This window comes from Myxococcus sp. MH1 (genome assembly GCF_059738865.1).
In genome coordinates, this window is the sequence record NZ_AP026947.1 from 6,958,664 (window position 1) to 6,981,701 (window position 23,038).

15 protein-coding genes are annotated in these 23,038 nt (G+C 70.5%); 4 read left to right on the top strand and 11 right to left on the bottom strand.

Features of this window, described 5'->3' with window-relative positions; genetic code table 11:
- Positions 1–4: 4 nt before the first annotated feature.
- On the bottom strand, positions 5–406 hold the full coding sequence (locus tag AC6JA9_RS27025; RefSeq protein WP_046714650.1) for a hypothetical protein: 402 nt from the start codon (positions 404–406) through the stop codon (positions 5–7).
- A gap of 133 nt (positions 407–539) precedes the next feature.
- Positions 540–1,091, bottom strand: coding sequence for an SLOG cluster 4 domain-containing protein (locus AC6JA9_RS27030; protein ID WP_223751643.1), 552 nt, complete (start codon positions 1,089–1,091; stop codon positions 540–542).
- 257 nt (positions 1,092–1,348) lie between these two features.
- Here AC6JA9_RS27030 and AC6JA9_RS27035 point away from each other — a divergent pair, with 257 nt between their 5' ends.
- Positions 1,349–1,654, top strand: coding sequence for a hypothetical protein (locus tag AC6JA9_RS27035; RefSeq protein ID WP_141324330.1), 306 nt, complete (start codon positions 1,349–1,351; stop codon positions 1,652–1,654).
- Positions 1,655–1,659: 5 nt separating this feature from the next.
- Here AC6JA9_RS27035 and AC6JA9_RS27040 read toward each other — a convergent pair whose 3' ends face one another.
- A complete protein-coding gene (locus AC6JA9_RS27040; protein WP_497958053.1) occupies positions 1,660–7,347 on the bottom strand; it encodes an AAA family ATPase in 5,688 nt (1,895 codons plus the stop codon).
- Between the two features lie 223 nt (positions 7,348–7,570).
- On the opposite strand from AC6JA9_RS27040, the gene AC6JA9_RS27045 reads away from it, so the two are divergent.
- Complete coding sequence (locus tag AC6JA9_RS27045; protein ID WP_497958054.1) at positions 7,571–9,148, top strand: glycosyltransferase family 2 protein; 1,578 nt, start codon at positions 7,571–7,573, stop codon at positions 9,146–9,148.
- Positions 9,149–9,157: 9 nt separating this feature from the next.
- Here the strand turns inward: AC6JA9_RS27045 and AC6JA9_RS27050 are convergent, their stop codons facing one another.
- A complete protein-coding gene (locus AC6JA9_RS27050) occupies positions 9,158–10,213 on the bottom strand; it encodes a hypothetical protein (RefSeq protein WP_408889957.1) in 1,056 nt (351 codons plus the stop codon).
- Between the two features lie 383 nt (positions 10,214–10,596).
- Here AC6JA9_RS27050 and AC6JA9_RS27055 point away from each other — a divergent pair, with 383 nt between their 5' ends.
- Positions 10,597–11,811 (top strand): benzoate/H(+) symporter BenE family transporter, encoded by a 1,215-nt coding sequence (locus AC6JA9_RS27055; RefSeq protein ID WP_497958055.1) that lies wholly within the window; start codon positions 10,597–10,599, stop codon positions 11,809–11,811.
- 215 nt (positions 11,812–12,026) lie between these two features.
- On the top strand, positions 12,027–13,823 hold the full coding sequence (locus AC6JA9_RS27060) for a tetratricopeptide repeat protein (RefSeq protein ID WP_223751638.1): 1,797 nt from the start codon (positions 12,027–12,029) through the stop codon (positions 13,821–13,823).
- Between the two features lie 12 nt (positions 13,824–13,835).
- On the opposite strand, the gene AC6JA9_RS27065 is transcribed toward AC6JA9_RS27060, so the two are convergent.
- The 7 genes from AC6JA9_RS27065 to AC6JA9_RS27095 all read right to left on the bottom strand — a co-directional run bounded on the left by AC6JA9_RS27065 (position 13,836) and on the right by AC6JA9_RS27095 (position 22,970).
- Positions 13,836–14,399 carry a hypothetical protein gene (locus AC6JA9_RS27065; protein ID WP_497958056.1) on the bottom strand — a complete coding sequence of 188 codons (564 nt, stop codon included), beginning with the start codon at positions 14,397–14,399 and terminating at the stop codon, positions 13,836–13,838.
- A gap of 57 nt (positions 14,400–14,456) precedes the next feature.
- Positions 14,457–15,554 carry an NAD(P)/FAD-dependent oxidoreductase gene (locus AC6JA9_RS27070; protein ID WP_248546893.1) on the bottom strand — a complete coding sequence of 366 codons (1,098 nt, stop codon included), beginning with the start codon at positions 15,552–15,554 and terminating at the stop codon, positions 14,457–14,459.
- Positions 15,555–15,668: 114 nt separating this feature from the next.
- The gene (locus AC6JA9_RS27075) at positions 15,669–16,070 is read right to left on the bottom strand and encodes a hypothetical protein (protein WP_223751635.1); all 402 of its coding nucleotides are present in this window, start codon (positions 16,068–16,070) and stop codon (positions 15,669–15,671) included.
- 150 nt (positions 16,071–16,220) lie between these two features.
- Positions 16,221–16,655: a hypothetical protein gene (locus AC6JA9_RS27080; protein WP_223751634.1), complete on the bottom strand. Its 435-nt coding sequence runs from the start codon at positions 16,653–16,655 to the stop codon at positions 16,221–16,223.
- Positions 16,656–16,717: 62 nt separating this feature from the next.
- Positions 16,718–19,018, bottom strand: a complete 2,301-nt coding sequence (locus AC6JA9_RS27085; protein ID WP_497958057.1) for a lantibiotic dehydratase — start codon at positions 19,016–19,018, stop codon at positions 16,718–16,720.
- Entirely contained in the window at positions 19,015–20,649 is a 1,635-nt protein-coding gene (locus tag AC6JA9_RS27090; RefSeq protein WP_497958058.1) for a hypothetical protein, read from the bottom strand. The genes AC6JA9_RS27085 and AC6JA9_RS27090 overlap by 4 nt, the downstream gene beginning before the upstream one ends.
- The gene (locus tag AC6JA9_RS27095; protein ID WP_497958059.1) at positions 20,646–22,970 is read right to left on the bottom strand and encodes a lantibiotic dehydratase; all 2,325 of its coding nucleotides are present in this window, start codon (positions 22,968–22,970) and stop codon (positions 20,646–20,648) included. The genes AC6JA9_RS27090 and AC6JA9_RS27095 overlap by 4 nt, the downstream gene beginning before the upstream one ends.
- Positions 22,971–23,038 lie beyond the last annotated feature (68 nt).

Genomic DNA, 23,038 nt, shown 5'->3' on the forward strand with positions numbered 1-23,038 from the left:
GCCCTCAGCCCAACGTCCTGAAGCGAATCCACATCGCCGCCACGCCCACCCCGGCGTAGAGGAACGTCTCCAGCGTCTCCGACAACGGCTGCGCCTTCCTCAACGCCCCCCACGCGTGCACCACCACCATGGCCGCGCACACCCAGCCGATGAGCTCGAAGAGCGCCGGCTGGCTTCGCGGGTCCGGGATGTAGCGCATCACCGTGAGGATGATGGCCAGCGCCACCCCGCCCAGGCACCGACCGAAGTACACCGTCAGGTCCGTGTTGCCCTGCATGGGCGCCCAGCCCAACCAGCGAGACCAACGCAGCGGCATCAGGAGGAGCGGCAGGGCGAACACCAACAGGAAGAACGTCGTCGAGACGGCCAGGAACCAACTTGCCAGCGGGTATTCGGCACTGATCATGTCGACGCACGAGGAACGACGCGGAAACCGGTCTTCAGCGTGGAGCGGCAGTGCCCCCGGCTCCCCATCCTAGTCGGTTTTCACCCGGCTTCGAGCACCCTCGAAACAGACGAGGATTCCTGGCTTTCCAAGCTCAGGGAGCAGGAGGGCGGGCGGGCTCGAGGACGGCGGCGCGGAGGAACTCGGCGACGCGCTCCAGGGAGTCGGTGCGCTCCAGGCCGGAGGGGAAGCGGCGGAACTCATCGGGCGAGCCGAAGAGGATGATGGGCTTGTCGTAGCGGACGCACAGCACGGCCTCGGCCGCGGTGCCGGCGCCTCCGGGCAGGGCCACCAGGGCGTGGGGGGTGAGGACGTTGATGTGGTTGCGGCTGAGAGGATCCGTCCCCTGCTCACCGCTCAAGGGCAGGTGGGTGTAGATGGCGAGCTCGACGCGCGGGTTGGGGTAGCCCTGGCGCGGGACGTATTCGCCGTCCTTCACCGTGCCGGGGACGATGCCGATGGAGATGCCCCGCCGGCCCACCACCTGGACGAACGCGTCCGCCGCCGCGCGCATGACGCCGCTGCCCGCGCCGGTGAGCAGGTCGAACCCCGCCTCGGCGATCCACCGCGCCAACGGGATGACGCGCTCCAGGTGCTCCTGCCGCCCCGAGCCGAACACGCCGATGATCCGCCGTTCCTTTCTCATGACTGGTTTGCTCCTTCCCGCGGATGTGACCGGCCCGCCCCCCAGCTTCTTCCATGTGCGTCCCACGCATCCGGCGCAACCGTTCAGTGCGGCACAGAGTCCGCGTCCGCCGTTCACCGATGGAAGGATCCACCCTCCGACAGAGCCCGAAATGACGCTTGCAGGACGCGGCGCGCCCAGGGGTACTCCGCGCCCCAGGCGCCCTGGCCTGTCAGACCCCCTCCGTAACCTGCTTCACGTCAAGCCTGGAGGTGGCCGTGTTCGACACCTGTGGTGGATGTGAGCGACGTGGTGGCCCCGGTGAAATCTTCGACTGGTGCGCCAACTGTGAGCTGTCCCTGTGCCCGCGATGCATGGAGCGAGGGTGCTGTGACGAGTACCCCGCGGAGTCGGGGCGTGGCGCGCCGCGGTTGTTGCCGGACCCGCCGGAGGACGACGCCCTTCCCCTGCCCGAGCACTTCGGTGGGCGGTGCTGCTCCAGTGCCCGCGCGGTGGCGTGCTCGTGCGCGTTCCATTGGGTCTGCGAGCGGCACGGCGACCAGCACATCGGCACGCACGACTGAGGGTGTCAGGGGTTGCTGGCGCGGAGGTCCACGGGGCCCTCGCTCGGCAGCTCGACGGTGAAGCGGGCGCCCTCGCCCTGGATGCTCTGTGCGTGGACCTGTCCGCCGAGCGCCGCGACGATTTCGCGGACGATGAAGAGGCCCAGGCCCAGGCCCCCGTATTCGCGTGACGACACGGCGCGCTCGAAGCGGCCGAAGATGTGAGGCAGTCGCTCGGCGGGGATGCCGATGCCCTGGTCGATGACGTCCAGGTGGACGCGGCCCTCGGCGTGCGCCAGTCGCACCTCAATGGGGCTGCCGGCGCCGAACTTGAGGGCGTTGGACAACAGGTTCGTCACCACCTGCTCCAGGCGGACGCGGTCCCATCGGCCGATGCAGTCCGGGGACAGGCTCAAGGAGATGGGCGACCGGGAGCGCTGGATGGCGTCCCGCATGCCTTCGGTCACGTCGCGCACCACGGAGGCCAGGTCCACCGGCTCCAGCGTCAGGTGGAGGCGGCCCGTCTGGATTCGGGAGACATCGAGCAGCTCGTCGACCAGGTGCGCCAGTCGCCGGGTCTGCGCCTGGGTCGTCCTGGAGGCGCGCTGGACGGCGTCGCGCGTGGGCACCTCGCTCCGGGCGAGTCCCTGCACGGAGAGCTGGAGCGCGGTGATGGGGGTGTAGAGCTCGTGCGCGGCGATGGAGAGGAACTCGTCGCGCAGGCGGATGGCGTCCTGGGACTCGTGGTACAGCCGCGCGTTGTCCAGGGCGATGGCCGCGCGGCGCGCCAGGTCCTGCGCGAGCTCCACGTCCGGGGGCCCGTAGCGTTTGCCCGGCACCGAGGACACGAGCGAGATGACGCCCAGCATCCGCCCCCGGGCGATGAGCGGCACCGCGAGGAAGGAGCGGGCCTTCAGCGCGCGGATGAGCGCGACATGCGCCTCGTCGCGGCACAACCGCTCCAGGACTTCGTCGGTGATGACGGGGATGAGCAGCGGCTCGCGACTCTTCAGCACGGCGATGGCGGGCTGGGACGAGTCCCAGTCGGGTGTGTAGAACGACTGCAGGTCGCGAGCGATGCGCTCGTGTCCCGGGTCGGCGTGCGCGGTGGAGAGCCGGCGGATGGCGCCCGAGGGCTCCACCACGTCGATGGCGCAGAGCGTGGAGAGCGAGGACACGCACAGGCGCGCCAGCCGGGACAGCGTCGCTTCGAAGTCCAGCGCCTCGGCCAGCACCACGCTGCTCTCGGCGAGGAAGCGCACGGCCTCCTCCGCGCGCCGGCGCTCCTCGAACAGGAGGCTGTTCTCCAGCGAGATGGCCATCTGCGAGGACAACAACTGGAGCACGCGCACCCGGTCCGGGGTGAAGGCGTGGGTGGCCAGGTTGTTCTCCAAATAGAGGACGCCCATGGTGCGCGCGTGGCGGCGGATGGGCACCACCAGGGCGGACTTCACGCGCTGCCGCGCCACGTAGGCATCCGACACGAAGCGCCCCTGGTGCACGGCGTCCCCGAGCACCACCGCGTCCCCGGTGCGGAAGGCGTGCGCCAGGAGCGACTCGGGCACCAGCGTCGAACCCACGAGGGGAAGCTGGGGCCGCGAGAGGGGCTCCCCCACTCCGCCCACCGCCGTGAGCACCAGCGCGCCCTGCTCGTCCAACACCAGCGCGCCGCGCTGCGCGCCCGCCACCTCCAGGCATACCGCCATCAACTTCTCGAGCAGCCGCTCCAGGGCGACCTCGCCCGACAGGGATTGCGCCGCCTTGAGGATGCTGAGCAGGTCGAGTGACGCGCCCCGGAAGTCGTCGCCCGTGGGCGTGACGGTCTGGTCCCACAGGCCGGACTCCTGCACCTGGAGGTCGGGGAACTCCTCCTGCAATGCGGACACCACGGCCTTGGCGCCCCAGCGGGCGAAGCCCTCCCGCGCGGCGCGCAGGTAGAGCGAGGCCACGCGCTTGCGGCCCAGCGCGCCGTACAGCCGCCCCGCGAGCACGTTCGCGAGCGCCTCGTCGTGGGGATGGCCGTCCTCGCGTGCTCGGTCGATGGCCTCGTCGAAGAGCTCGGCGGCCTCGGTGAAGTGGCCTTCGAGCCGGGCACGCTCGGCGCAGAGCAGCAGGTAGCGGTGGCGGAAGTTCTCCGGACAGTTCGTCGACCAGTGGCGGAACTGGCTCCAGGCGCGCTCGACGAGGGACCGACGCTCGTCGAGTGAGGCCAGGGCGCCGTTGCCCGCCGCGTGCACCAGCGCGCTGAAGAAGGCGTGCTCGGTGACGGTGAAGAGCGACGGCATGAACCGCAGGTGGGGCTCGGCGGCGCGGAGCATCTCCCGCGCGCCCGACAGGTCTCCGAGCAGATAGGACGTCTGGAGCCGGAGGATGAAGAACTGCCCGAGGATGGTGGGGTCCCCCTGGGCCTTCTCGAGGAACGCACGCGTGTCGAACGTCGAATCGTCGTAGCCCGCGCGCTCGCGGGTCCGCCCCTGGAGGCAGCGCACGGCCTGACGCAGCGCGAGCTGGAGGTCCGCCATGGCGCGCTGTCCGCTCTTCTGGTCGAACGCGAGCGCCGACTCGCTCTCCGCGTGGACGCGGTCCAGTTCGGCGCCCATCCGCAAGCGCGTGAAGCTGAGGCTCGCCAGCAAGTATGCGACGTACTGCGGCTCACCGCTCTCGAGCCCCGCGGAGATGCCCCGGCGCAGAAGCGGGATGGACGAGCGCAGGGGCTCGCGCCAGTGGCGCATGTAGAAGAGGAACGCTGCGAGCACGCGGCACTCCTCGCGCGGCTCGTCGAAGCGGCGGCTCAGCTCCATGCCCAGGTGGCTGAAGGGGTGGCCCGCGGCATAGTCGCCTCGGGACTCGCCGAAGACGAGGCCGAAGCACACGTACGCGAAGGCGGAGTACACGCTGTTGCCGTGGCGCAGCGTGAGGCCCACCATGCGCGTGTAGATGAACGAGAACATCGGCGGGTCCGAGAACCAGGCCGCGATGCCCGCGTTCATCAACAGCCGCATGCAGCCGCGCTCCAACTCCGCGTCCATGCGCGGCGCGGACAGGAGCGCCTCCTCGGAGCGGTCCTTCCACAGGGCCTCCACCTGGGGGAGCTCCGCGCGGAAGGCCTCGGTCGCATCCCCCTCCGGCAGCTCCACGCCGAACAAGCGGAGCCCCTCGCGCGCGTGCCGGAGCGCGGCTTCGTGGTCCCTGGCGAAGATGCTCGCGTTCATCCGCAGGACGTAGAGGTCCACCTTCTCCAGCGGCGTGCGCGCGTGCGCCATCGCCGCGTCGATGAGGCGCTCGGACAACAGGCGGTCTGCGGTGAGCTGCGCGCACTCGGCCGCGTCCCGGTGGAGCTGGAGCATCTGCTCGGTCCGGGTCGACCAGGCGTCCTCGGGCAGCAGGGCGCGAGCACGCATGAAGTACGCCAGCGCCGCCTCGAAGGCGGAGGCATCGCGCACCTTGCGTCCCGCGCGCAGGTTGAGCTCGGCGAGCCACGTGCGCTCGTTCGTGTCGCGCACCACGTCGCCGCCCAGGTGGTAGTGGTCCACCACCTCGCACACGCGCGACTCGTTCTCCGTGCCCCGCGCATCGGCCCAGAGATGGCGGGCGATGGCGCGATGCACGGCGGCCCGCTCGGCCTCGGACAGGAGTGAGTACGCGGCATGCCTGACGCGGTCATGCGCGAAGCGATACGTGGCTTGATTCACCGACATGAGGCTGGCCGACTGTTGGGACGGGAAGCGAGGGCCACGCCCCTCCGGGACGAGGAGCCCCGCGCGCAGGGCGCTCCAGAGCGCTCCCGCCGTGTCCTCCAGGGGCGCCTCCACCACGCGCGCCAGCAACCACAGGTCCACCTGCCCTCGCATGCACGCGGCCACCGTCAACAGTCGCTGCGTCGACGCCGGCAGTCGACGGATGGAGTCGAGCATCAGCTCCACGACATTGTCGGTGACCTCGGCTTGCGCGATCCGCTCCAGTTCCCAGTGCCACGTCCCCGACTCCAGGTCGTACGTGAGCAGCCCCGTGCGATGCAGGTGCCGCAGGAAGTGGCCCACGGAGAAGGGATTGCCAGCGGTCTTCTCGAGCACGAGCCTCGCGAGTGGCTCGACGTGCGCCGCGTCGCACTTCAGCGCGTCCGCGCACAGCGCCGTCAACGCGGGCAGGTCCAAGGGCCCCAGCTCCAGCAGGAGCGGCGAGCACCCCACGGCAGAGAGCGCCGTCCGCCAGCGCTCCAGGGGATGCGTGGGCCCCCACTCGCCCGGACGCCAGGCGCCGAGGACCAGCAGGTGGTGCAGCTCCGAGTCCGTCGACAATCGTGAGAGCAGCTCCAGCGTGGCCGCGTCCGCCCACTGGAGGTCGTCGAGGAAGAGCACCAGGGGCTGCTCGGCGGTGGCCAGGTCGCGGAGGAAGGACTGGAGCATCCGCAGGAAGCGGCTCCCGGCCTCACGCGGCCCCAGCGCGACGACGGGGGGCTGTTCGCCGATGAGTCGCTCCAGCTCGGGCACGAGCTCGGTGAGCATGCGCCCGTGGCTTCCGAGGGACTTCTGCAGGCGCAGTCGCCACGCCTCCACGCCTTCGGGCGGCAGCTCGAGGACGCTCACCACGAGCCCGCGCACGGCCTCCATCAGCGACGCATAGGGCGTCTGCCCTCGCAGCTCGGGAGACCTGCCCGCGAGGAAGTGGCCCGCGCCCACGCGCTCGCGCAGGACGTTGGCCAGGGACGACTTGCCGCTCCCGGAGGCTCCGGCGAGCAACACCCACTCGCGAGAGCCCGCGCGGGCGCGCTCCAGGGCGGCATCCAGGAGGGCCAGTTCACGCTCGCGACCGTAGAGCTTGTCGGGCAGGCCCAGCTCGCGCGCGAGGTCGTGGCGGCCCAGCTCGAAGGTGATGGGCGTCCCGGGACCGCGCCAGCGTCGCTGGATTTCCCGCAGGTCTGCGACGAGGGCCTCGGCGCTCTGGTAGCGCTCCTCGGGGGACTTCGCGAGCAGGCGGAGCACGACGTCGGAGAGGATGCTCGGGAGCGAGGGGTTCCGGTCGGCGGGAGGAATGGGAGGCTGTGCCAGGAGCGCATGCACGAGCTGCGCGGCATCGGCCGAGAGGAAGGGCGCCTCGCCCGTGAGCATCTCGTAGAAGGTCGCGCCCAGCGCATAGAGGTCCGCGCGGTGGTCCACGCGCCGGCCCATCCTCCCGGTCTGCTCGGGGGCGATGTAGCGCAGCGTGCCCTCGAAGCCGCCCGGAACACCGGCGCTGCGCACGAGGCCCTGCACGCTGGTGGCCAGGTCGAAGTCGATCATCACCAGTCGGCGACCGCTGGCCGCCACGACGAGGTTGGCGGGGTTGAGGTCACGGTGGATGACGTGCCGCCGATGCAGGGCGCCCAGGGTGGTCGCCACGTCCAGGGCCAGTTCGAGGAAGAGGTCCACCTCGAGCGGTCCTCGTCGCAGCAGGTCCCGGAGGTCAGTGGGGCCGGCATCCTCGAGGACGAGGGCCAGGTGGCCCGACAGCTCTTCGAGGCCGATGACGTCGACCACCCCGTCGAGGTCGGACAGCTCGCGCAGCATCACATGTTCGTGGCGCAGCATTCCGGCGCTGCTCTCCGCCAGCGGGCCTTCGCGGACGACCTTGAGCACCCGAGCGCCGCCGTCGGGAGTCCAGGCACGGAGCACGTCATACCGGTGGCCCCGGTAGATTCTCCGAGCGTCTTGCAAGCCGGGCAGCTCGAGCATCATGCCCCCCTCGGCGACGACCCTACTCGTAAGCTGTAACGGACGATGCGGGCGAGGACCTGTCCAGGGGGGCGGGCCTCCTCCCGCTCGGACGTCAACAGCACACACGCACGCCCTACCGGATTCGCACGGCCCCGGAGGTGGACACGTCGAGTAGTGAGCGGCGTCAGCGACCGCGGGTAAGGTGATGGGCGGTGCGGCGCCGCGTCACGCGGCAGGGGGCTCGATGCGGAACATCTTCGCGTGCCTGGTCCACGAGCGGCCCGACTGCGTCATGGACCTGGTGCGCAACCTCCACCACCTGGACCCGGACTCGCTCATCCTGCTCTACAACGGCGGGAAGCATCCGGGACTGTTCGACGGGCTCTGTTTCGAGCACTTCAACGCGGTGGTCCATCCGGCTCCGCGGCCGATGAAGTGGGGCTGGCTGCATGACTTCGCGCTCGACTGCTTCCGCTTCGCGCTGGAGAGCCATCCGTTCGAGGCGATGACCATCGTCGACTCGGACCAGCTCGGGTTGCGACCTGGGTACTCGGAGCACCTGCGGGGTTTCCTGGCGGCGAATCCTGGGGCGGGGCTCCTGGGGAATGTGCAGGCGCCACATGGACCTGGGCCGCGGGCGGCTCCGGCGGTCGAGGCTCGGCGCGAGGTGGATTTGTGGAGGCCGTTCCTCCGGAAGTTCGTGAATGGGGAGTCGCAGTTCGTCCACTGGACGTTCTGGCCGTCGACGGTGTTCACGGTGGACGCGGCTCGGGACCTGGTCGCGCTATGGGAGCGGGATGAGCAGCTCCGGGACATCCTGCGACGCTCGCGCATCTGGGCCTCGGAGGAGGTGCTGTTCCCCACGCTCGCCGCGCTCCTGGGCCACCGCGTCCTCACGAGCCCATGTGACTACGAGTGGGTGAAGTACCGGGTCGAGTACTCGACCGCGCAGCTCGACACCGCGATGGACGCGCCTCGCGCGTATTGGGCGCACCCGATTCCACGTCGGCTGGAGGACCCGCTGCGCACGCATGTGCGGGCGCGATTCGGTGGCTACGAGCGTCCGCCTGAGAAGGAGGCACCGGCGCCGGTTGTCGAGGAGCCCCAGCGGGCACCGGTCATCACGTCGCGTCCGACGGTGTCCTGCATCATGCCGACGTTCAACCGGCGGAGGCTCGTGCCGCTCGCGGTGCGTTGGTTCCTTTCCCAGGACTGGGCGGACAAGGAGCTCGTCGTCGTTGATGACGGCACCGAGCCTGTCGCGGACCTGCTTCCGGAATCACCGAACATCCGGTACGTGAGGCTGGAGGGGCGACACTCCGTGGGGGCGAAGCGGAACCTCGCCTGCGAGGCGGCGCGAGCGGAGGTCATCGTCCACTGGGATGACGATGATTGGCTCGCGCCTCGGCGGCTTCGATATCAGGTCACGTCCCTGCTCGACTCAGGCGCGGATGTGAATGGACTGACGCGTGTCTATTATCATCAGCCGTCCACGGGACAGTCCTGGCAGTATGTCTATCCCCGGGGTCATCGCCCCTGGGTTGCCGGCGGGACGATGTGTTACGTGAAGGCGTTCTGGCAGCGCAATCCGTTCGCGGACATCCAGGTCGGAGAAGACGCGCGCTTCCTCTGGGGCGCGGTGACGCCTCGGGTCCAGGTGCTCCAGGACCCGAGCTTCTATGTCGCGCGCATCCACGAGGCGAATGTGGCCCCGAAGCAGGTCCACCAGCCCTACTGGTTCCCCCACCCCACCGACACCGTGCGGATGTTGATGGGCGAGGCGTTCGACCTCTTTCGGGCGGGAGCCATCGAGGAAGCGTGACCGCCCGGTTCAGTGGAACAAGGCGGGCCACCACCGGGCGCGGCAGATGGAATACGGCCTGTGGCTCTCACTGACGTAGATGGACGGCAGGCTCTCGACGACCGTCCCGTCCCGGCCCACGCTGACCATGAAACAGGAATCCCCCATCCCCGTGCTCGGCAGGCGCACCGTGCCGCAGGACTCGCCGGAGGGCGCTGTGAGCCGGGCCTCGAACTGGCAACCCGAGGGGTCCTCATTCACCGTCCCCCACCGGAGGTAACCCCTCCCCCCCGGAAGCAGCGCGAACGGGCTCGTATCCCCATTCGAAAGCCAGCCCGGGACGGGACCCGCCGACGTCTGCAGGGAACCGAAGGAGGCCACCCACGTCTTGCCGAGATAGTTCTGGGCGCTCAGCAGCAGACCGCCCTGCAGCAGGGGCACGAGCGTGAAATGCGCGTACTGTGGTGGATTCGGCAGCGTGAGCGCGGAGAACGAAGCGCCAGGCTGCCCCGCGCTGTCCACCCAGACACCCTCCACCTCCGCCGCCCCCGAGGACGTCTGCGTGATGGACAGCACCAGCGTGTGGCCCTCCGTGTTCACGCCCACCACGTGCGGCGCGCCACTCAGGACCGTGGCCAATGACGTGCTCCAGCGAAGCTGCCCGACGTCGCTGTAGGCCCGGACGGTCTTGTCCTCCCCCATTTCATGCAGGCCTCCCACGGGGTTCTCCGCGCCCCACAGAAGCCCCGTCGACGGCTCCGAACGGACCGCGACCTGCCGGTTGACATTGTCGAGGAACATCAGCCACGAGAGGTCCTCGAACGGGTGGTAGCTCCGCCCCAGGAACCCCTGCGACTGACCGAGCAACTGCATGGTGTTCGCATTCGAGACGCCGCCGCTCCACAAATCGCTGCCGTCGGGACGCAACACCTTGAACCCCATCGACATGAGATTCTCGGGCATCTGGGTCATGATGATGTTGCCCGCACCATCCACCGCCGAGGAATCACACGAACCGTAAGTCGCTGTCGCCTGCGTCGCGTACTTCCAGGCCGCGAGCGCTTCCGGTTGGATGACCGGGACCACCTCGCACCCCTCCGCCGCCAATGCTGGGGAAGCAAATCCCATCCAGCCCACGAGAAGCCCCACGCCGAAGAACCCCTGCCCTCTGTTACCCACCTTCACGTTCGCCCCACCCTTCATCCAACTTGACTGTGAGTGCAGGTAAGAATGGGCCTCGGGAAAAACCAGTGGGGGTGGCGAGGGGCCCTCTGACTGTTGATTGCGTGAACGTGCTCCTCTGGACGAGCGACCAGCAAGGGTCCAGGCAGGACAGCTCACCCAGACATTCCAACCCGTGGCACCCAATCAAACCCTCACATCCGAGACACGCCCAGCGACGTGGCTTCTGTACTGGCTTCGGCGCCCCCTGTTCTGTACCGCTCGCGCGGGCATACGGTGGCGAGTGGATGAAACAGCACGCCGTCACACCGTCCGCTGAAGCCAGTCAACTGCTGACCGGCGGAACCGCGCCCGCATTCACGGGCTCCACGCTGTCCGCGGGCTTCGTCACGGTGCTCGTGGCCTTCTCGAGCACGGGCGCCCTCATCTTCCAGGCCGCGGAGGCCGCGGGTGCGACGCCCGCGCAGATGAGTTCCTGGATGGGCGCCCTCGGTCTCGGCATCGCCGCGACCACCATCGGCCTGTCCCTGCGCTACCGCGCGCCCGTCCTCACCGGGTGGTCCACCCCCGGCGCGGCGCTGCTCGCCACCAGCCTCGTCGGCCTGCCGATGTCCGACGCCATCGGCGTGTTCCTCTTCTGCGGCGCGCTCATCACCCTCTTCGGCGTCACCGGCTGGTTCGAGCGGGCCCTCGGCCACATCTCGCTCCCTCTCACCGCCGCGATGCTCGCCGGAATCCTCGCCCGCTTCGGCCTGGACGTCTTCGTGTCCATGAAGACGCGGCTCCTGCTCGTCGCCGTCATGCTGGGCGCCTATGTGCTCGGCAAGCGCCTGTGGCCCCGCTACGCCATCCTCGTCGTCCTCGGGCTCGGCACGTGCGTGGCCTGGGCCTCGGGATTGATGCGCTTCTCCGAGCTCCGCTTCGCCTGGGCCACGCCCGTCTTCACCGCTCCGACGTTCTCCTGGCACGCGCTGCTCGGCGTCGGCGTGCCGCTCTTCATCGTGACCATGGCGTCCCAGAACGTCCCTGGCGTCGCGGTGCTGCGCGCGTCCGGCTACACCACGCCCATCTCGCCCATCATCACCACCACGGGCCTCGCGACGATGGTGCTCGCCCCCTTCGGCTGCTTCGCGCTCAACCTCGCCGCCATCACCGCCGCCATCTGCACCGGCAAGGAAGCCCACGAGGACCCTTCCAAGCGTTATGCCGGCGGCGTCGTCTCCGGCGTCCTCTACCTCCTTGCGGGCCTGGCCGGAGCGACCTTCGTCACCCTCTTCACCGCCTTCCCCCGCGAGCTCGTCCTCGCCATCGCCGGCATGGCCCTGTTCGGCACCATCGCCAACAGCCTGTCCACGGCCATGAGCAGCGAGCGCCATCGCGAGGGCGCTGTCGTCACCTTCCTCGTCGCCCTGTCCAATGTCTCCCTGTTCGGCGTCGGCGCCGCCTTCTGGGCCCTGGTCCTGGGTCTCGCCACCTCCACCGTCGTCAACTGGCGACGCTAGGAATCCCCCGCGCGCCCGCATTCCCCGACACATGGCGCGCCGCGTGATACATCGCTGAAGACGCCTGGCCGTTCCGCCCCGGGTGAATTACGGGGACCCCGGATTGCTCGGTTGCTTGGAGAATGTGAAAGTACGCCTCGAGTCGTCCGCAGTCGTCCCCCTCTCGAGGCCCCCCCAGCGTGAGCGCCCGACCTGGTCTTGCCTTCGCAGTGTCCGTGGAACAGGGAGTTCCCTCCGCCCTCCCCTCCCGCGCCATCGAAGTCGACGTCGGCGTGGCGCTGCCCACCGCCTTCGGCGGCCTGCGCAAGGTCCTCAAGGCCTGTGAGGACGCGGCCCCTGATGTCCACCGCGCCATCGCCGCCGCCCACCCCTCCGAGTGGAACCGGCTGTTCCCGGGCACGACGCAGGGCGTCCCCGCGCTCGAGGACCTGGCGCTGTCCCCGTCCGAGCGACGGCTCCACCGTGAATCCGAACAGACGTTCTGGATTCTCACCGTGGCCGCGCGAACCCTCGTGGAGACGCTGCGCGCCAGCGGCCGCCCGCTCGTACTCCATGGCGCGGGCGAGTGTGACCTGGTCAGCCTGCGCGCCGTCATGCGCGCCGCCGAGTGGGCCCGGCTGGAGGGCCTGGACGGCACCCTCCTGCTGACCGGCTGGCGGATGCGACGTCCCCATGGCGCCGCCGCCTTCGAGTCCCGCCGGCAGGCCTATCTCGACTCGCTGTGCGACCGCATGCGCGTCCCCCACGCCTCCGGCCCGGGCCCCGTGTCCTCGCGCGAGCTGGAGCCCGCGGTGGACCTGGAGGGCCGCTACCTGCGGCTCGTGGTGGACGAGTCGGAGTCGCGCGAGGCGCGCGTCGCCGCGGCCATCCTCGCCATCCGCAGCTGCTTCTTCACCACGAACTACGAGGGCGCGCTGCTCGCCGCCGAGCACGGCCTGTCGCTGCTCGAGTCCACGTCCGAGCCGAACTTCCCCGGGCGCGTGGTCCAGGCCTGGGAGGCGCTCGATACGGGCTTCACCACGCCGGCCATCGAAATCGACCGCGCGAGCCTGGGCGACGAGGACGAGCTGAAGGCCCTGCTCCACCGGTGCATGGGCGTGGTGCATGTCTTCACCGGCTCGCACGACGAGGCCATGGCCGCGTTCGGCCGCGGGCTCGAGTGCCGACTGCCTCCCGAGCTGCGCGCGCGGCTGCACATGTTCCGCGCGTTGACGCTCACCAAGCGCTTCGGACAGCTCCCCAATGCCCGCGCGGAGGTGGAGGCGGGGCTCGCGGAGCTCGGCCGCTCCACCGCGCCGGACCGCGCGCTCCAGGAGGGATGGCTGCGCAACGTGTGCGCGCTGACCTGGTTCCAGGAGCGCAAGCTCGACAAGGCGCTGGTGGAGGAGAAGCTCGCCATGCGCTGCGTGGGTGATTTGCACGACGCGAGCGCCACGCACCTGAAGATCAACCTCATCTCCAATGCCAGCTACCTGCAGGAATCCGCGCGGCAGTTCGCGGACGCCATCGGCACGTGGCGGCGCTTCGAGGGCATCAGCGAGCGCTGGGGCGTCAACTTCTCCAAGCACCACCGCTACCGACTCGCGGGCCTGGAGTTCGCGGCGGGCCAGCGTGACGAGGCCGTGGACCACTTCCAGCAGGCATATGCCAGCGCGGAGGCCCTGCGCGACTCGTTCCACCGTCAGGTCATCGCGGCGGAGCTCGGCCGCCTGTTCCTCGACGACGGACGCATGGAGCAGGCGGTGGAGTGGTTCGCCCGCGCCGAGCAGCACGCCCGCGAGATTGGCGAGCCCCTGAAGGCGGCGGAGAGCCTGGCGGGGCTGTCGCTCGCGGCGGGACGCGAGGATTGGTCCGAGGCCCTGCGCTGCGCCCGGGCCAGCACCACCTGGCCCAAGGAGACCCAGGCCCTGGTGGACGCCCTCACGAGGTCGGACGCGAAGGCGGTGCACGCGCTGCTGCCCCGCCCTCGCACGAAGCTGAACCGACCGTTCGACTCGGTCAGCCTCTACTGAGACATCGACGCGTCACTGGCGCGTCGCCGTGAAGCGGCGCACCACGCGGCACTGCGGGTCACCTTCCACCGTGTTCACGTGGTTGGCATTGAACGTCCCGGAGAAGGAGGCCGGTGCATCGAGGCGCTCGGGGGGTTCGGCGAACACGCCTTCGATGAGATAGAGCAGCTCGGTGGGCGGGCCCTCGCGGCGACGCAGCTCCACCACCGCCCTCAGCACGAGGTGTTTGTCTTCGCCCACCTTGTAGTGCGAGCCCGTGAGCGGGACCTCGCCCAGGGTGCCCTGGATGTCCACCTCGCGTCCGTTCTGGACGACGACGACCCGCTCGGCCTCCGGCAACGACACGCCGACCTGGGCGCACTCGGCGCTCAACGGCGTGGTGTCCTGGAAGCGAAACACGTAGGCGCCGCTGATGGCGCAGCCGAACTCACACTCCTCGGGCGCGATGACGTCGACGTCGTCATCCCCGCTGTCGCAGCCCGGATTGCCCATGCCGCTGCCCATGGAGAGCACGGCCGTCACCAACAGCAACGGGACGCGCAGGTACGTCTTTCCTCGAGACACTTCGTCACGCATGTCGGATTCCCCACCCACTGCATTCCGGCCCAGAGACGGTGTTTCCCAGCAAAGACGTCAGCCGCGCCCCTCGCCCGGCACCAAGTCCCGGGCAGGCGGGAACGGCGCCTCGCGCCCCGACGCCAGCTGCTCCACCACCAGCGCCGCCGCATGGGCGCCGGTGAGAATCCCCTGCCCGCCCAACCCCGTGGCCACGAACGTGCGGCGCGTGCCTGGGTAGCGGCCCAGGTACGGACGACCATCCGGCGTCACCGCGCGAAGCCCAGCCCAGGCCCGCACGAAGCGAGCCTCGCGCAGACGCGGCGCCAGCTTCGCCACCGTGGCGCTCAGGTGAAGGAGGCCCGTGGGCGTCACGTTCTCCACGAAGCCCACGTCCTCCTCCGTGGCCCCCACCACCAGCTCTCCCGCGCGCCACGGCGCCAGGTACGTCGGCCCGGACACGACTCGCGACAGGCAGAGCCCTGGCTGGTGCACCACCATCATCTGCCCTCGCACCGGCTTGAGCGGCAGCGGAGGTAGACCCGCGAGTGTCGAGGACCAGGGCCCCGCGCTCACGAGGAGCTGGTCCGCGCGCAGCGTCCATCGGTCCGTGCGCACCACCACGGCGTCGGAGGTCTCCTCCACCGCGTGCGCCGCCTCGCCGAGCAGCAGTCGAACACCCGCGCGCGATGCCGCGCCCAGCAGCGCGTTGACGTAGCCCTCCGTGTCCACCATGTGGCCACGCGACGACTCGAAGGCCCCCAACAGCGGCGTCCCCTCCAGCGCGGGCTCCAACTCCACCAGGCGCGCGGCGTCCACCCACGTGCCCAGCTCCTCCGGATGTTTCACGGCCCGCTCGGCGAGCGCGTCACGGCCCTTCGTGTCGGCGGCGATGCGGAGGATGCCCTGTCCGCGGCGAAGCAGCGCGCCCTCGGGGAGCGAGTCCAGCTCGGCCACCAGCGCATCCCTGCCGCCGCGCGCGAAGGCCAGCATGTCCGCGTCGTCGTGGAGGCGCACGGAGGGGATCGCCACACCCGCCGCCGCGCGAGAGCCCCGGCCTCCCGGGTCCACCGCGTCCAACACCGTCACGCGCGCGCCGAGCGCCGCCAGCCGCCGCGCGGCCGACAGCCCCACCACGCCCGCGCCGAGAATCAGGACCTCCGAGCTGAAACCCATCCGTCAGACCCACCGGTGTGCAGCGAGATGTCACTCCCTGAATACACGAAGGGCGCCGCCCCTGTATCGAGGGGACGGCGCCCGGGGGGGAGGGCTACTGAATGGAAGCCCGAATCAGGACGGCGTCGCCTCGGCCATGCGCTTGGCGAACAGCTCCGCCGCGTTGCGCAGGCTCTGCTCCGACAGGCCGCCCTTCTCGTTCGCCTTCATCACGTCCGAGAGCAGGTCGGTGATCTGGTTCTTGCCGCCCATCTTGTCGAGCAGGCCGCTCACGAGGCTGTTGCCTCCCATGCCCTCGAGGAAGTTGCTGCCCGGGAACTTGTTGAGCAGGTTCTTCGCGACGCTCGCGCCGGGGAAGAGGTCCATGGCCGCGCCCAGGCCCGCCTGGAGCGGGTTCTCGCCCTTCATCAGCCCGCTGACGAAGCCCGCCGCGATGCCCAGGGCCGGGTTGATGGCCGTGAGCGCCGGCTTGAGGATGTCCAGCGCCTTGCCGAGAACGTTCTTGAAGAGCCCCATGATTGCCTCTCGCGTGCCGGCGTCGCGCAGCGTCCGCCGAAAGTAAGCCTGACAGTGGAGTTATCGGACGGGCGCCCACAAAGTTCCGTGGATCCGGAACAAATCCGGGAGAGCTCCGTCAGGCCCAGTGATTCCGAGAGGTTGCGGGACTCAGCCCTTCTTCGGGCCGCGAGGTGGGGTCGGGGCGCCCCGGGACTCGGGGGTGCCGGTGAGGACCGCGTCCGAGGCCAGCGCGGCCTTGTAGCGCTCATCGCCCTTGTCGGAGCTGAAGCCGTCGCGCTGCTGGGCGCGGCTGATGATGACCTCGCCGCTGATGAGCTTGTCGAGGTGGCCCTGGATCTCCTCGACGGTGGCGGCCTTGGGGTCCTTGGCCTTGAGCTCGTGGTCGAGGGTGATCTCCAGCGGCATCGGCTTTTCGGGGTGCAGCTTGTAGCCGATGATCTTCTCGACGTAGGCCTCCACCGGAATCTGGAGCATCCGCGCCTGCTCCTTCACGTCAGCGTCCGCGAGCAGCTCCGCGCGAATCTCCTCCACGGGGCGCTTGAGCTTCCGGGGCTCCGGAACGACGGTGTTCTCTCCAGCCATGACCTCTCCAGGGTGGTGCGCTGAACCTCGGGCGCATTCTGTTCGCGGACGCGGCTCGGATGTCAAAGCGGCGAGGCGCCTTCGCTCCAGCGGGTGAACTGCATGCGCAGCTCACAGGTGTAGCGGCCCCGCTCGTCCCGGAGCCAGAGCTGCTCGGGGGCCGGGTACATCTCCTCCACGGAGAGCCGCTCGGCCTCGCGGGCCAGGTGCGAGAGCAGGTCCAACGCGAAGGGGCTCGCGGTGTCGATGAGGTAGGGCTTGCGCTCCTTCGTGCTGCGCATGAACACGAAGCGAGGCCAGCCGCGCGCCTGGCGCTCACGCTGCACGGCGAGGAACAGCTCGAAGCCCGAGGGACGCGCGAGGTGCTCGGAGGACAACTCCCAGCGCTCGCGCTGGTACACCGCGCCGCCGATGCTCAGCCGAGGCAGGTGTTGTCCCCGCGTGCGCAGCGGCGCATGGAGCACCTGGGGATGCGCCAGCGCGGCGAAGGGCGGGTAGGAAGAGAAGTCATCCAGCGGCAGGTACAGGTGCAGCCGCTCACCCTTCCCGTCCACAAGCACGGGGCCATTGGACGTGGGCAGGACCTTCACGTCGCCCGGCGTGAGCGCGCCGTCCTCGACGTCCAGCACGTCCGACACCGAGTAGACGAGCCGCCGGCCCGGGAAGACATAGAAGCCCTTGTTGCGACGGCGGATGGACAGGCCCACGAGTCCGCGCGCGGACGGGTCCGACTCCAACCAGCGCGAGGCCACCGCCGCATAGCGCTCCTTCGACGGGAAGAACGCGCTCAGCCAACTTCGCAGGAGCAGGTGGTGATGCACTCGCGCGAGCATCACCTCGAAGCCCGCGCCGTCACCCTTCGCGGCGAGGCAGACATCCGGCAGCGCATAGCGGCCTCCCGGCGTGGACGTGCCGAGGAAGTCCACGGGCAATGTGCGCGCGCGCTCGGGCGACTCGTCCAGCAACACCGGGGGCACCGGCGAGAAGCGGCTGCCCGTCACCTGGTCCGGGCGCAAGCGCACCGCGTAGTCGAGCAGGTCCACCGGACGCTCGTCCGTGCCGAGCGCCTCGCGCACCTGCTCGCGGAAGCCCTGCTGGACGCGCTCGCCATAGGCGGCCGAGAGCTCGAGCGGGCCGCTCAGCGCGGATTCGAGCTCCTCGGTGAAGCGGCGGCCGAAGCGCAGACGGAACGGAGAGCTGGCCTCCTCGTAGAGGATGAGCCGGTCCGCGTACACTTGACCGTCACCGCGTCGGGCTGGCTTGCCGGTGGCCTCCGTGAAGCACGCCTCCAGCTCGAGGAGCAGCACCTTGCGGCGGGTCAGGTCCGCGACCTGGAACTCGGCCTTCAGTCGCGACAGCGTGTCCAGGCGCTCCAACCAACGCGAGCGCGCCTCCAGTTCGGGCAGCGCGGCGACGGCGTCCCGCACGCTCTCGAAGGTCGCGAAGTCGTTGGGGCGGAACGGCAGTCCCCAGAGCAGCAGCGCACCCTTCACCAGGGGTAGCACGGCGCGCTCGGCGTCCTCCACCGCGATGCCCAGCACCTTCGCGGCGGCGGCGGGGGTCGGATGCTCGCGGAGCACGGACAGCAGGCGTTCGGCGCTCTCGGAGAGCGGCACCTCCAGCTTCAACACCTCGCAGGCGGCGCGGCCGGGGGACACCGTGAAGAGCGGGTTGAGGCGCAACGGGAGATGGGGCCGCAGCGTGCGCTCACGGCCCACCGCGCGCGCCAGCTCCGTCACCGCCCAGAAGGAGAAGAACGTGCGTCGGCTCGTGTCACCGCTCGCGACGGTGCGCACGTCGAACCCGTCTTCGTCCGTGCGCTCGCCGTAGGAGATGGGACCGAAGAAGCTCGTGGTCTCGTTCTTGGCGCAGAAGCGCTGGAGGTACGTGTAGACCTGTCGCTCCACCCGGCGCCCGTCGGACGTGTCCCTGCGCTCACCGCCGCGCAGGTAGCGCGCCCAGACGTTGTCGAACATCGCGGGGCTGGAGAGGAACACCGCCTCCTGGATGGAGGGCTCCGCCGCGCGCTCGCGCAGCCTCGAGCGCAGCTCCGAGCGCTCCTGGGCATGGCGCTCCTGGAGGGACTTGTACCCGGCGCGCAGGCGCGACAGCGCGGCGAGGCGCTCCGAGCCCGCGGGCGCCCAACGCGGCGCCGTGTCGTTCTCGAGCAACGCCCGGAGGACGGGGGCTTTGACGGGGCTGCCTTCCGCGCTCAGCGCATCCAGGAGCGCCTGCTCGTCCGCGAACCATCGGTTCGCGTCGTCCACCAGCGCGGTGGAGAACCCGAGCGACTCCAGCCAGTCGAAGGGGAAGCCGGCATGACGGAGCACGAACACCTCGCCCAAGGTCCAGCGTCCGCTCATCCGTGCGTCCTCTCCAGGATGGACTTCGTCACCAACATCTCCACCAGCTTCGCGCGCTGCGCTTCCGGCACCTGGGGCAACGCGCTCGCCACGTCGGTGGGCGCGGTCAATCGGGCCAGCACCGGCGCGAGGCGCGCATCCATCGCGACCACCCCCCCCGTGCGCAGGTTCGCCGCGTACCAGGAAGGCTTCGGCGCCCCTTCGAGCGTGGCGGGCAGGTGCACCACCGCGCAGTCCACGTCCAGGCGGACGTGCGTGGCGCCATCGAGGCCTGGCGGTGCGAGCAGGAAGGCCGCCGCGACACGGCCTGGACTGAGCGGAGCCCGAGTCATCAGCCGGCTCGCCAGCGACGTGAGGACCCCGGGCAGACGCGCACTGGGAATCGTGCCTGGCCTCTCGACGGGGCGACTGCGCGACAAATCGCGGTCCGCCGGAGCGTCTCCGGGCTGTCCCCACCAGCGCGCCGGGTTGCGGACCCGCGCGATGCGCTCCACCGACGCATGGAACGGGCGCACGCCGGCGAGGTGGTCGAAGAAGCGTGAGCCCTCCAGCGCGGCCAGCGTAGCGTCCAGCGCCGCCTCGTCCACACCCGGCGCGCCGACCCACCACTCCGCGACGACGCGCACGCCCGCGGCCTTCAGTCGTTGGTAGCCCTGGACCAGGAGCTCCACCGGGATGAAGCCGTGGTCGGGGTCGACCACGCGACCGCTCGCGAGGCCGCAGAACCCCACCACCACCGTGTGACAGCCGCTCTCCACGAGCGCGTCCGCGGCCAGGAGCGAGCCGAGCGAGACATGCCCCGCCCACCGCGCGCCCCCTGTGTACGCGCGCACGTCGTCCAACGAGCACCGACCGAGCCAACCCTGCTCGGGTCCGGACTCCGGCCTCGCGCTGTCGGGCTCCATCACCGCCCAGTCCTGGTCATCACCCCACGGAGACGGAGCCAGGACCTCCAGCCCGAGCCCATCGGAGATCCACACGAGGTCCTCGACGCTCGTATCGCCGGACAGCGGGCGCACACGCCAACGCAACGCGGGGACCTGCTCCGGGAACGTGGCGCGCCGGAAGGCGGGCATCCGCGCCAGCACCTTGCGATGCGTCGAGGTAAAGGGCCCCGCGACCTCCAGGGCCACGTGCGCGGGGCACGCCTGCGCCAGAGACACGGCGGCCGGGAGCTGGAGGTCTCGCTCCAGCCACAGACGAACGCACCGCGCATCCTCGAACCGAGCGAGCACCGCCGCCACGTCATCCGAGAACGGCGAGGGCATCCCCGACACGCGCTGCACGTCCGCGCTCCGCTCCGTCGTCCCGGACTCCAGCTCCACGTCATCGAGCCGCAGGTGCACACCGTGCGGCGAGCCGGAGATGGCCGTCAGCACCGCGCCCAGCGCGCGCAGCTCCGACAGAGCGCCTCGTTCACGCAGGCCCTGCGCGGCCCGCAGCAGGAGCAGCTCGCGCATCGTCTGGGACGACGGTGGCGACGACTCGCGCGTCAGACACTCCGCTTCCACGGACCCGGCGGAGAAGACCCGGCGGGTGAAGTCCCTCGCCAGGTCCAACAGGTGCCACCCCTCGGGGACCTCGGGCACGAGCGTCACGTCCCGGTGTGGAGGCAGCACCAGCCACTTCATCGCTCCTCCTCCCGCGAGACGGAGGGAGCACCCGACATCAGCGTGCAGCGCAGCTCCACCGTGTGGCGGCCCGAGGGCCCTCGCAGCCAGAGCTGCTCCGGCCCGGGCAGCATCTCCGAGAGGAGGACCTCCTCCTTCTGCTCCAGCAGGTTGAGGAAGACGCGCAGCAGCGGCGGACTGCGAACATCCACCAGCACCGGTTTGCGCTCGCCCTTGAACTTCGCGAAGACACACGGAGGAAGCCCCCGCGCGTCCCACAGGCCCGCGGCGACACGCAGCCTCGCGCGGTCGTCCTTGCACGCCAGCAGCGCCTCACACGCCGCCGCGTCCAGCTTCCACTGCTCGCGCTGCACCACCACGCCACCGAGCGTCACTCGGGGCGTGTGCTCTCCCAGGGACACCTTCAAGGGGCGGATGCGAGGCAGCGAGAACGCCGTGTGCACCGCGCTCTCCAGCTCGCCGTTGTAGAGGCAGAGCTCGGAGCCCAGCCGCTTCGACACCAGCCGCGCGCTCTTGCCATCGCTCTCGACGAACAGGTCATCCAGCGGGATTCGCCACGCGGAGGCATGGGAGCTCACGCCGCCCAGCTCCACCACCGGCCCCGGGAACTCGGAGGGCAACAACCCCGTGCGCCGCGACGGCAACACGGTCACCAACGGCACGGAGCGAGACAGCGCCCCGAGCGCGCGCACCATCTCGCTCTCCACCTTCGCGCGCGACGGATGGAACTGGAGCGCCCAGCCCCACACGAGCGCGGTGTCGTGGATGTCTCCCATCACCAGCGTGTACTCGCCCCGGCCCCACGCCTCCACGTCCGTGGCGCCCACCAGCAGGTCCACGGAGGTGACGAGTGGCAGGGTCCTCCCAGCGTCCCACGAGGGGCGCTCCACTGCGCCCAGCTCGACGGACCGGGCAGCCGCGTCGGGAATGGACTTCGCGAGCAGCTCCGCCACCGTCGTGTCCAGCGGCACGGGCAGGTCCGCGGCGGCGGCCGCCACCTTCCAGAAGGGCACCGTGCGCGAGCCCACCTTGCGGGCCACCGCCTCACGGGCCGCGTCACGCGTGCGCCACGCCGCCTCCGCCATCCACGCCAGCGCCGGCTCCAGGCGCGCGCCCAGCTCCCGCGCGCGATCACCGCCGACCTCCAGCCGCAGGTCTCCGCCGCACTCCTCCCGCAGCGGGAGACGGTCCTGGTAGAAGTTGTGGGACTCGGACGCGGGGCCGCGCTCCGTCGGTGGCGCCACGCCCCACAGCTCCTTCGCCCTGCGCGCGAAGGCGTCCTGGAGCGCCATCTTCCCGCTCGCGTCGGCCGCCCCGTAGCGCCCCATCAGCTCCAGCAGCGTGCTCAGCCCCTCGACGTGACGACGCGCGCCCGCGCCCGGCAGCGCGGCGACCCGCTGGGCCAGGTCGTCCACCGGGTGATGCACGGCGGACGGGACCTCGAGCTGGTGGGTGAGCAGCGCCTTGTCACAGCCGAGCCGCAGCGCCTCGCGCGCCATGCCGGGCGCCACGCCGAGCGAGGACGCGAGCGCCGCCAGCGTGCGCGTCCCATCCGCCAGCTCCACGATTCGCGGCAGCAGCTCCTCCGCGCTCTCCGGCGCCGGCCCCGCCTTGCGCGCGGGCATCTCCGCGAAGGCCTTGCGTCGCGGCACCAGCCACGAGGCGATGTCCGGGTCGAAGGCAATCGCGCGCACCAGCCCCTGCACCAGCCACGACGCCGCGAAGGTGTTGCGCCCCACCAGCGTCTCGGGCCCGGACCAGCGCAGCGTCACGCCCGTGGGCGCCTGAGCATCCACCCGGCCGTAGTTGATGGGGCCGAAGAAGCCCATCGTCTCGTTCTTCGCGCACAGCCGCTGGAGGTAGCTCGCCACCTGCCTGCGCAGCCGCGAGCCCTCGCGCTTGGCGAGCAGGTCCCTGGCCACGGGGGGACTGGAGCTGGCCACCGCCTCCAGGAAGCGCGGCTCCTGGCACAGCGCCTCCATCTGCGTCTCCACCGCCGGCAGCTCACGCTCCAGCGCCGACGCGAGGGCGGCCTCCGCCTCCTGCGCCGCGCGGGCGCGGGTGTTCCACTCCGCGAAGCGCTCGGGGGCCTCCAGCCCCTCCGTGTCGACGGGGCGGCCCGCCTTGAGCGCGGAGAGCAGCTCCCGGGGAGGACGGTGCACGCGCGGGCCCTGGGCACGCAGCGCGTCCAAGGCGCGCCGCTCCGCCTCGAGCGCGCGCGCCCATCGCGCCGACTCCGGACACCCCAGCCGCTCCAGCCAGTCGAACGGGAAGCCTGTCGCGCGAACGACGAGGTGGGGGAAGAGGGTCCAGCCCTTCATGGATCACATGCCCTTCAACCTCGAGGGACGCCCCACAAGAGGCGTCCCGTCCCGAGGCCAGCCACTGC

Coding starts and splice junctions, on each gene's coding strand:
- AC6JA9_RS27025 (WP_046714650.1), bottom strand. CDS start 406: ATGATCAGTGCCGAATACCCGCTGGCAAGTTGGTTCCTGGCCGTCTCG.
- AC6JA9_RS27030 (WP_223751643.1), bottom strand. CDS start 1,091: ATGAGAAAGGAACGGCGGATCATCGGCGTGTTCGGCTCGGGGCGGCAG.
- AC6JA9_RS27040 (WP_497958053.1), bottom strand. CDS start 7,347: ATGATGCTCGAGCTGCCCGGCTTGCAAGACGCTCGGAGAATCTACCGG.
- AC6JA9_RS27045 (WP_497958054.1), top strand. CDS start 7,571: ATGCGGAACATCTTCGCGTGCCTGGTCCACGAGCGGCCCGACTGCGTC.
- AC6JA9_RS27055 (WP_497958055.1), top strand. CDS start 10,597: ATGAAACAGCACGCCGTCACACCGTCCGCTGAAGCCAGTCAACTGCTG.
- AC6JA9_RS27065 (WP_497958056.1), bottom strand. CDS start 14,399: ATGCGTGACGAAGTGTCTCGAGGAAAGACGTACCTGCGCGTCCCGTTG.
- AC6JA9_RS27070 (WP_248546893.1), bottom strand. CDS start 15,554: ATGGGTTTCAGCTCGGAGGTCCTGATTCTCGGCGCGGGCGTGGTGGGG.
- AC6JA9_RS27075 (WP_223751635.1), bottom strand. CDS start 16,070: ATGGGGCTCTTCAAGAACGTTCTCGGCAAGGCGCTGGACATCCTCAAG.
- AC6JA9_RS27080 (WP_223751634.1), bottom strand. CDS start 16,655: ATGGCTGGAGAGAACACCGTCGTTCCGGAGCCCCGGAAGCTCAAGCGC.
- AC6JA9_RS27085 (WP_497958057.1), bottom strand. CDS start 19,018: ATGAGCGGACGCTGGACCTTGGGCGAGGTGTTCGTGCTCCGTCATGCC.
- AC6JA9_RS27090 (WP_497958058.1), bottom strand. CDS start 20,649: ATGAAGTGGCTGGTGCTGCCTCCACACCGGGACGTGACGCTCGTGCCC.
- AC6JA9_RS27095 (WP_497958059.1), bottom strand. CDS start 22,970: ATGAAGGGCTGGACCCTCTTCCCCCACCTCGTCGTTCGCGCGACAGGC.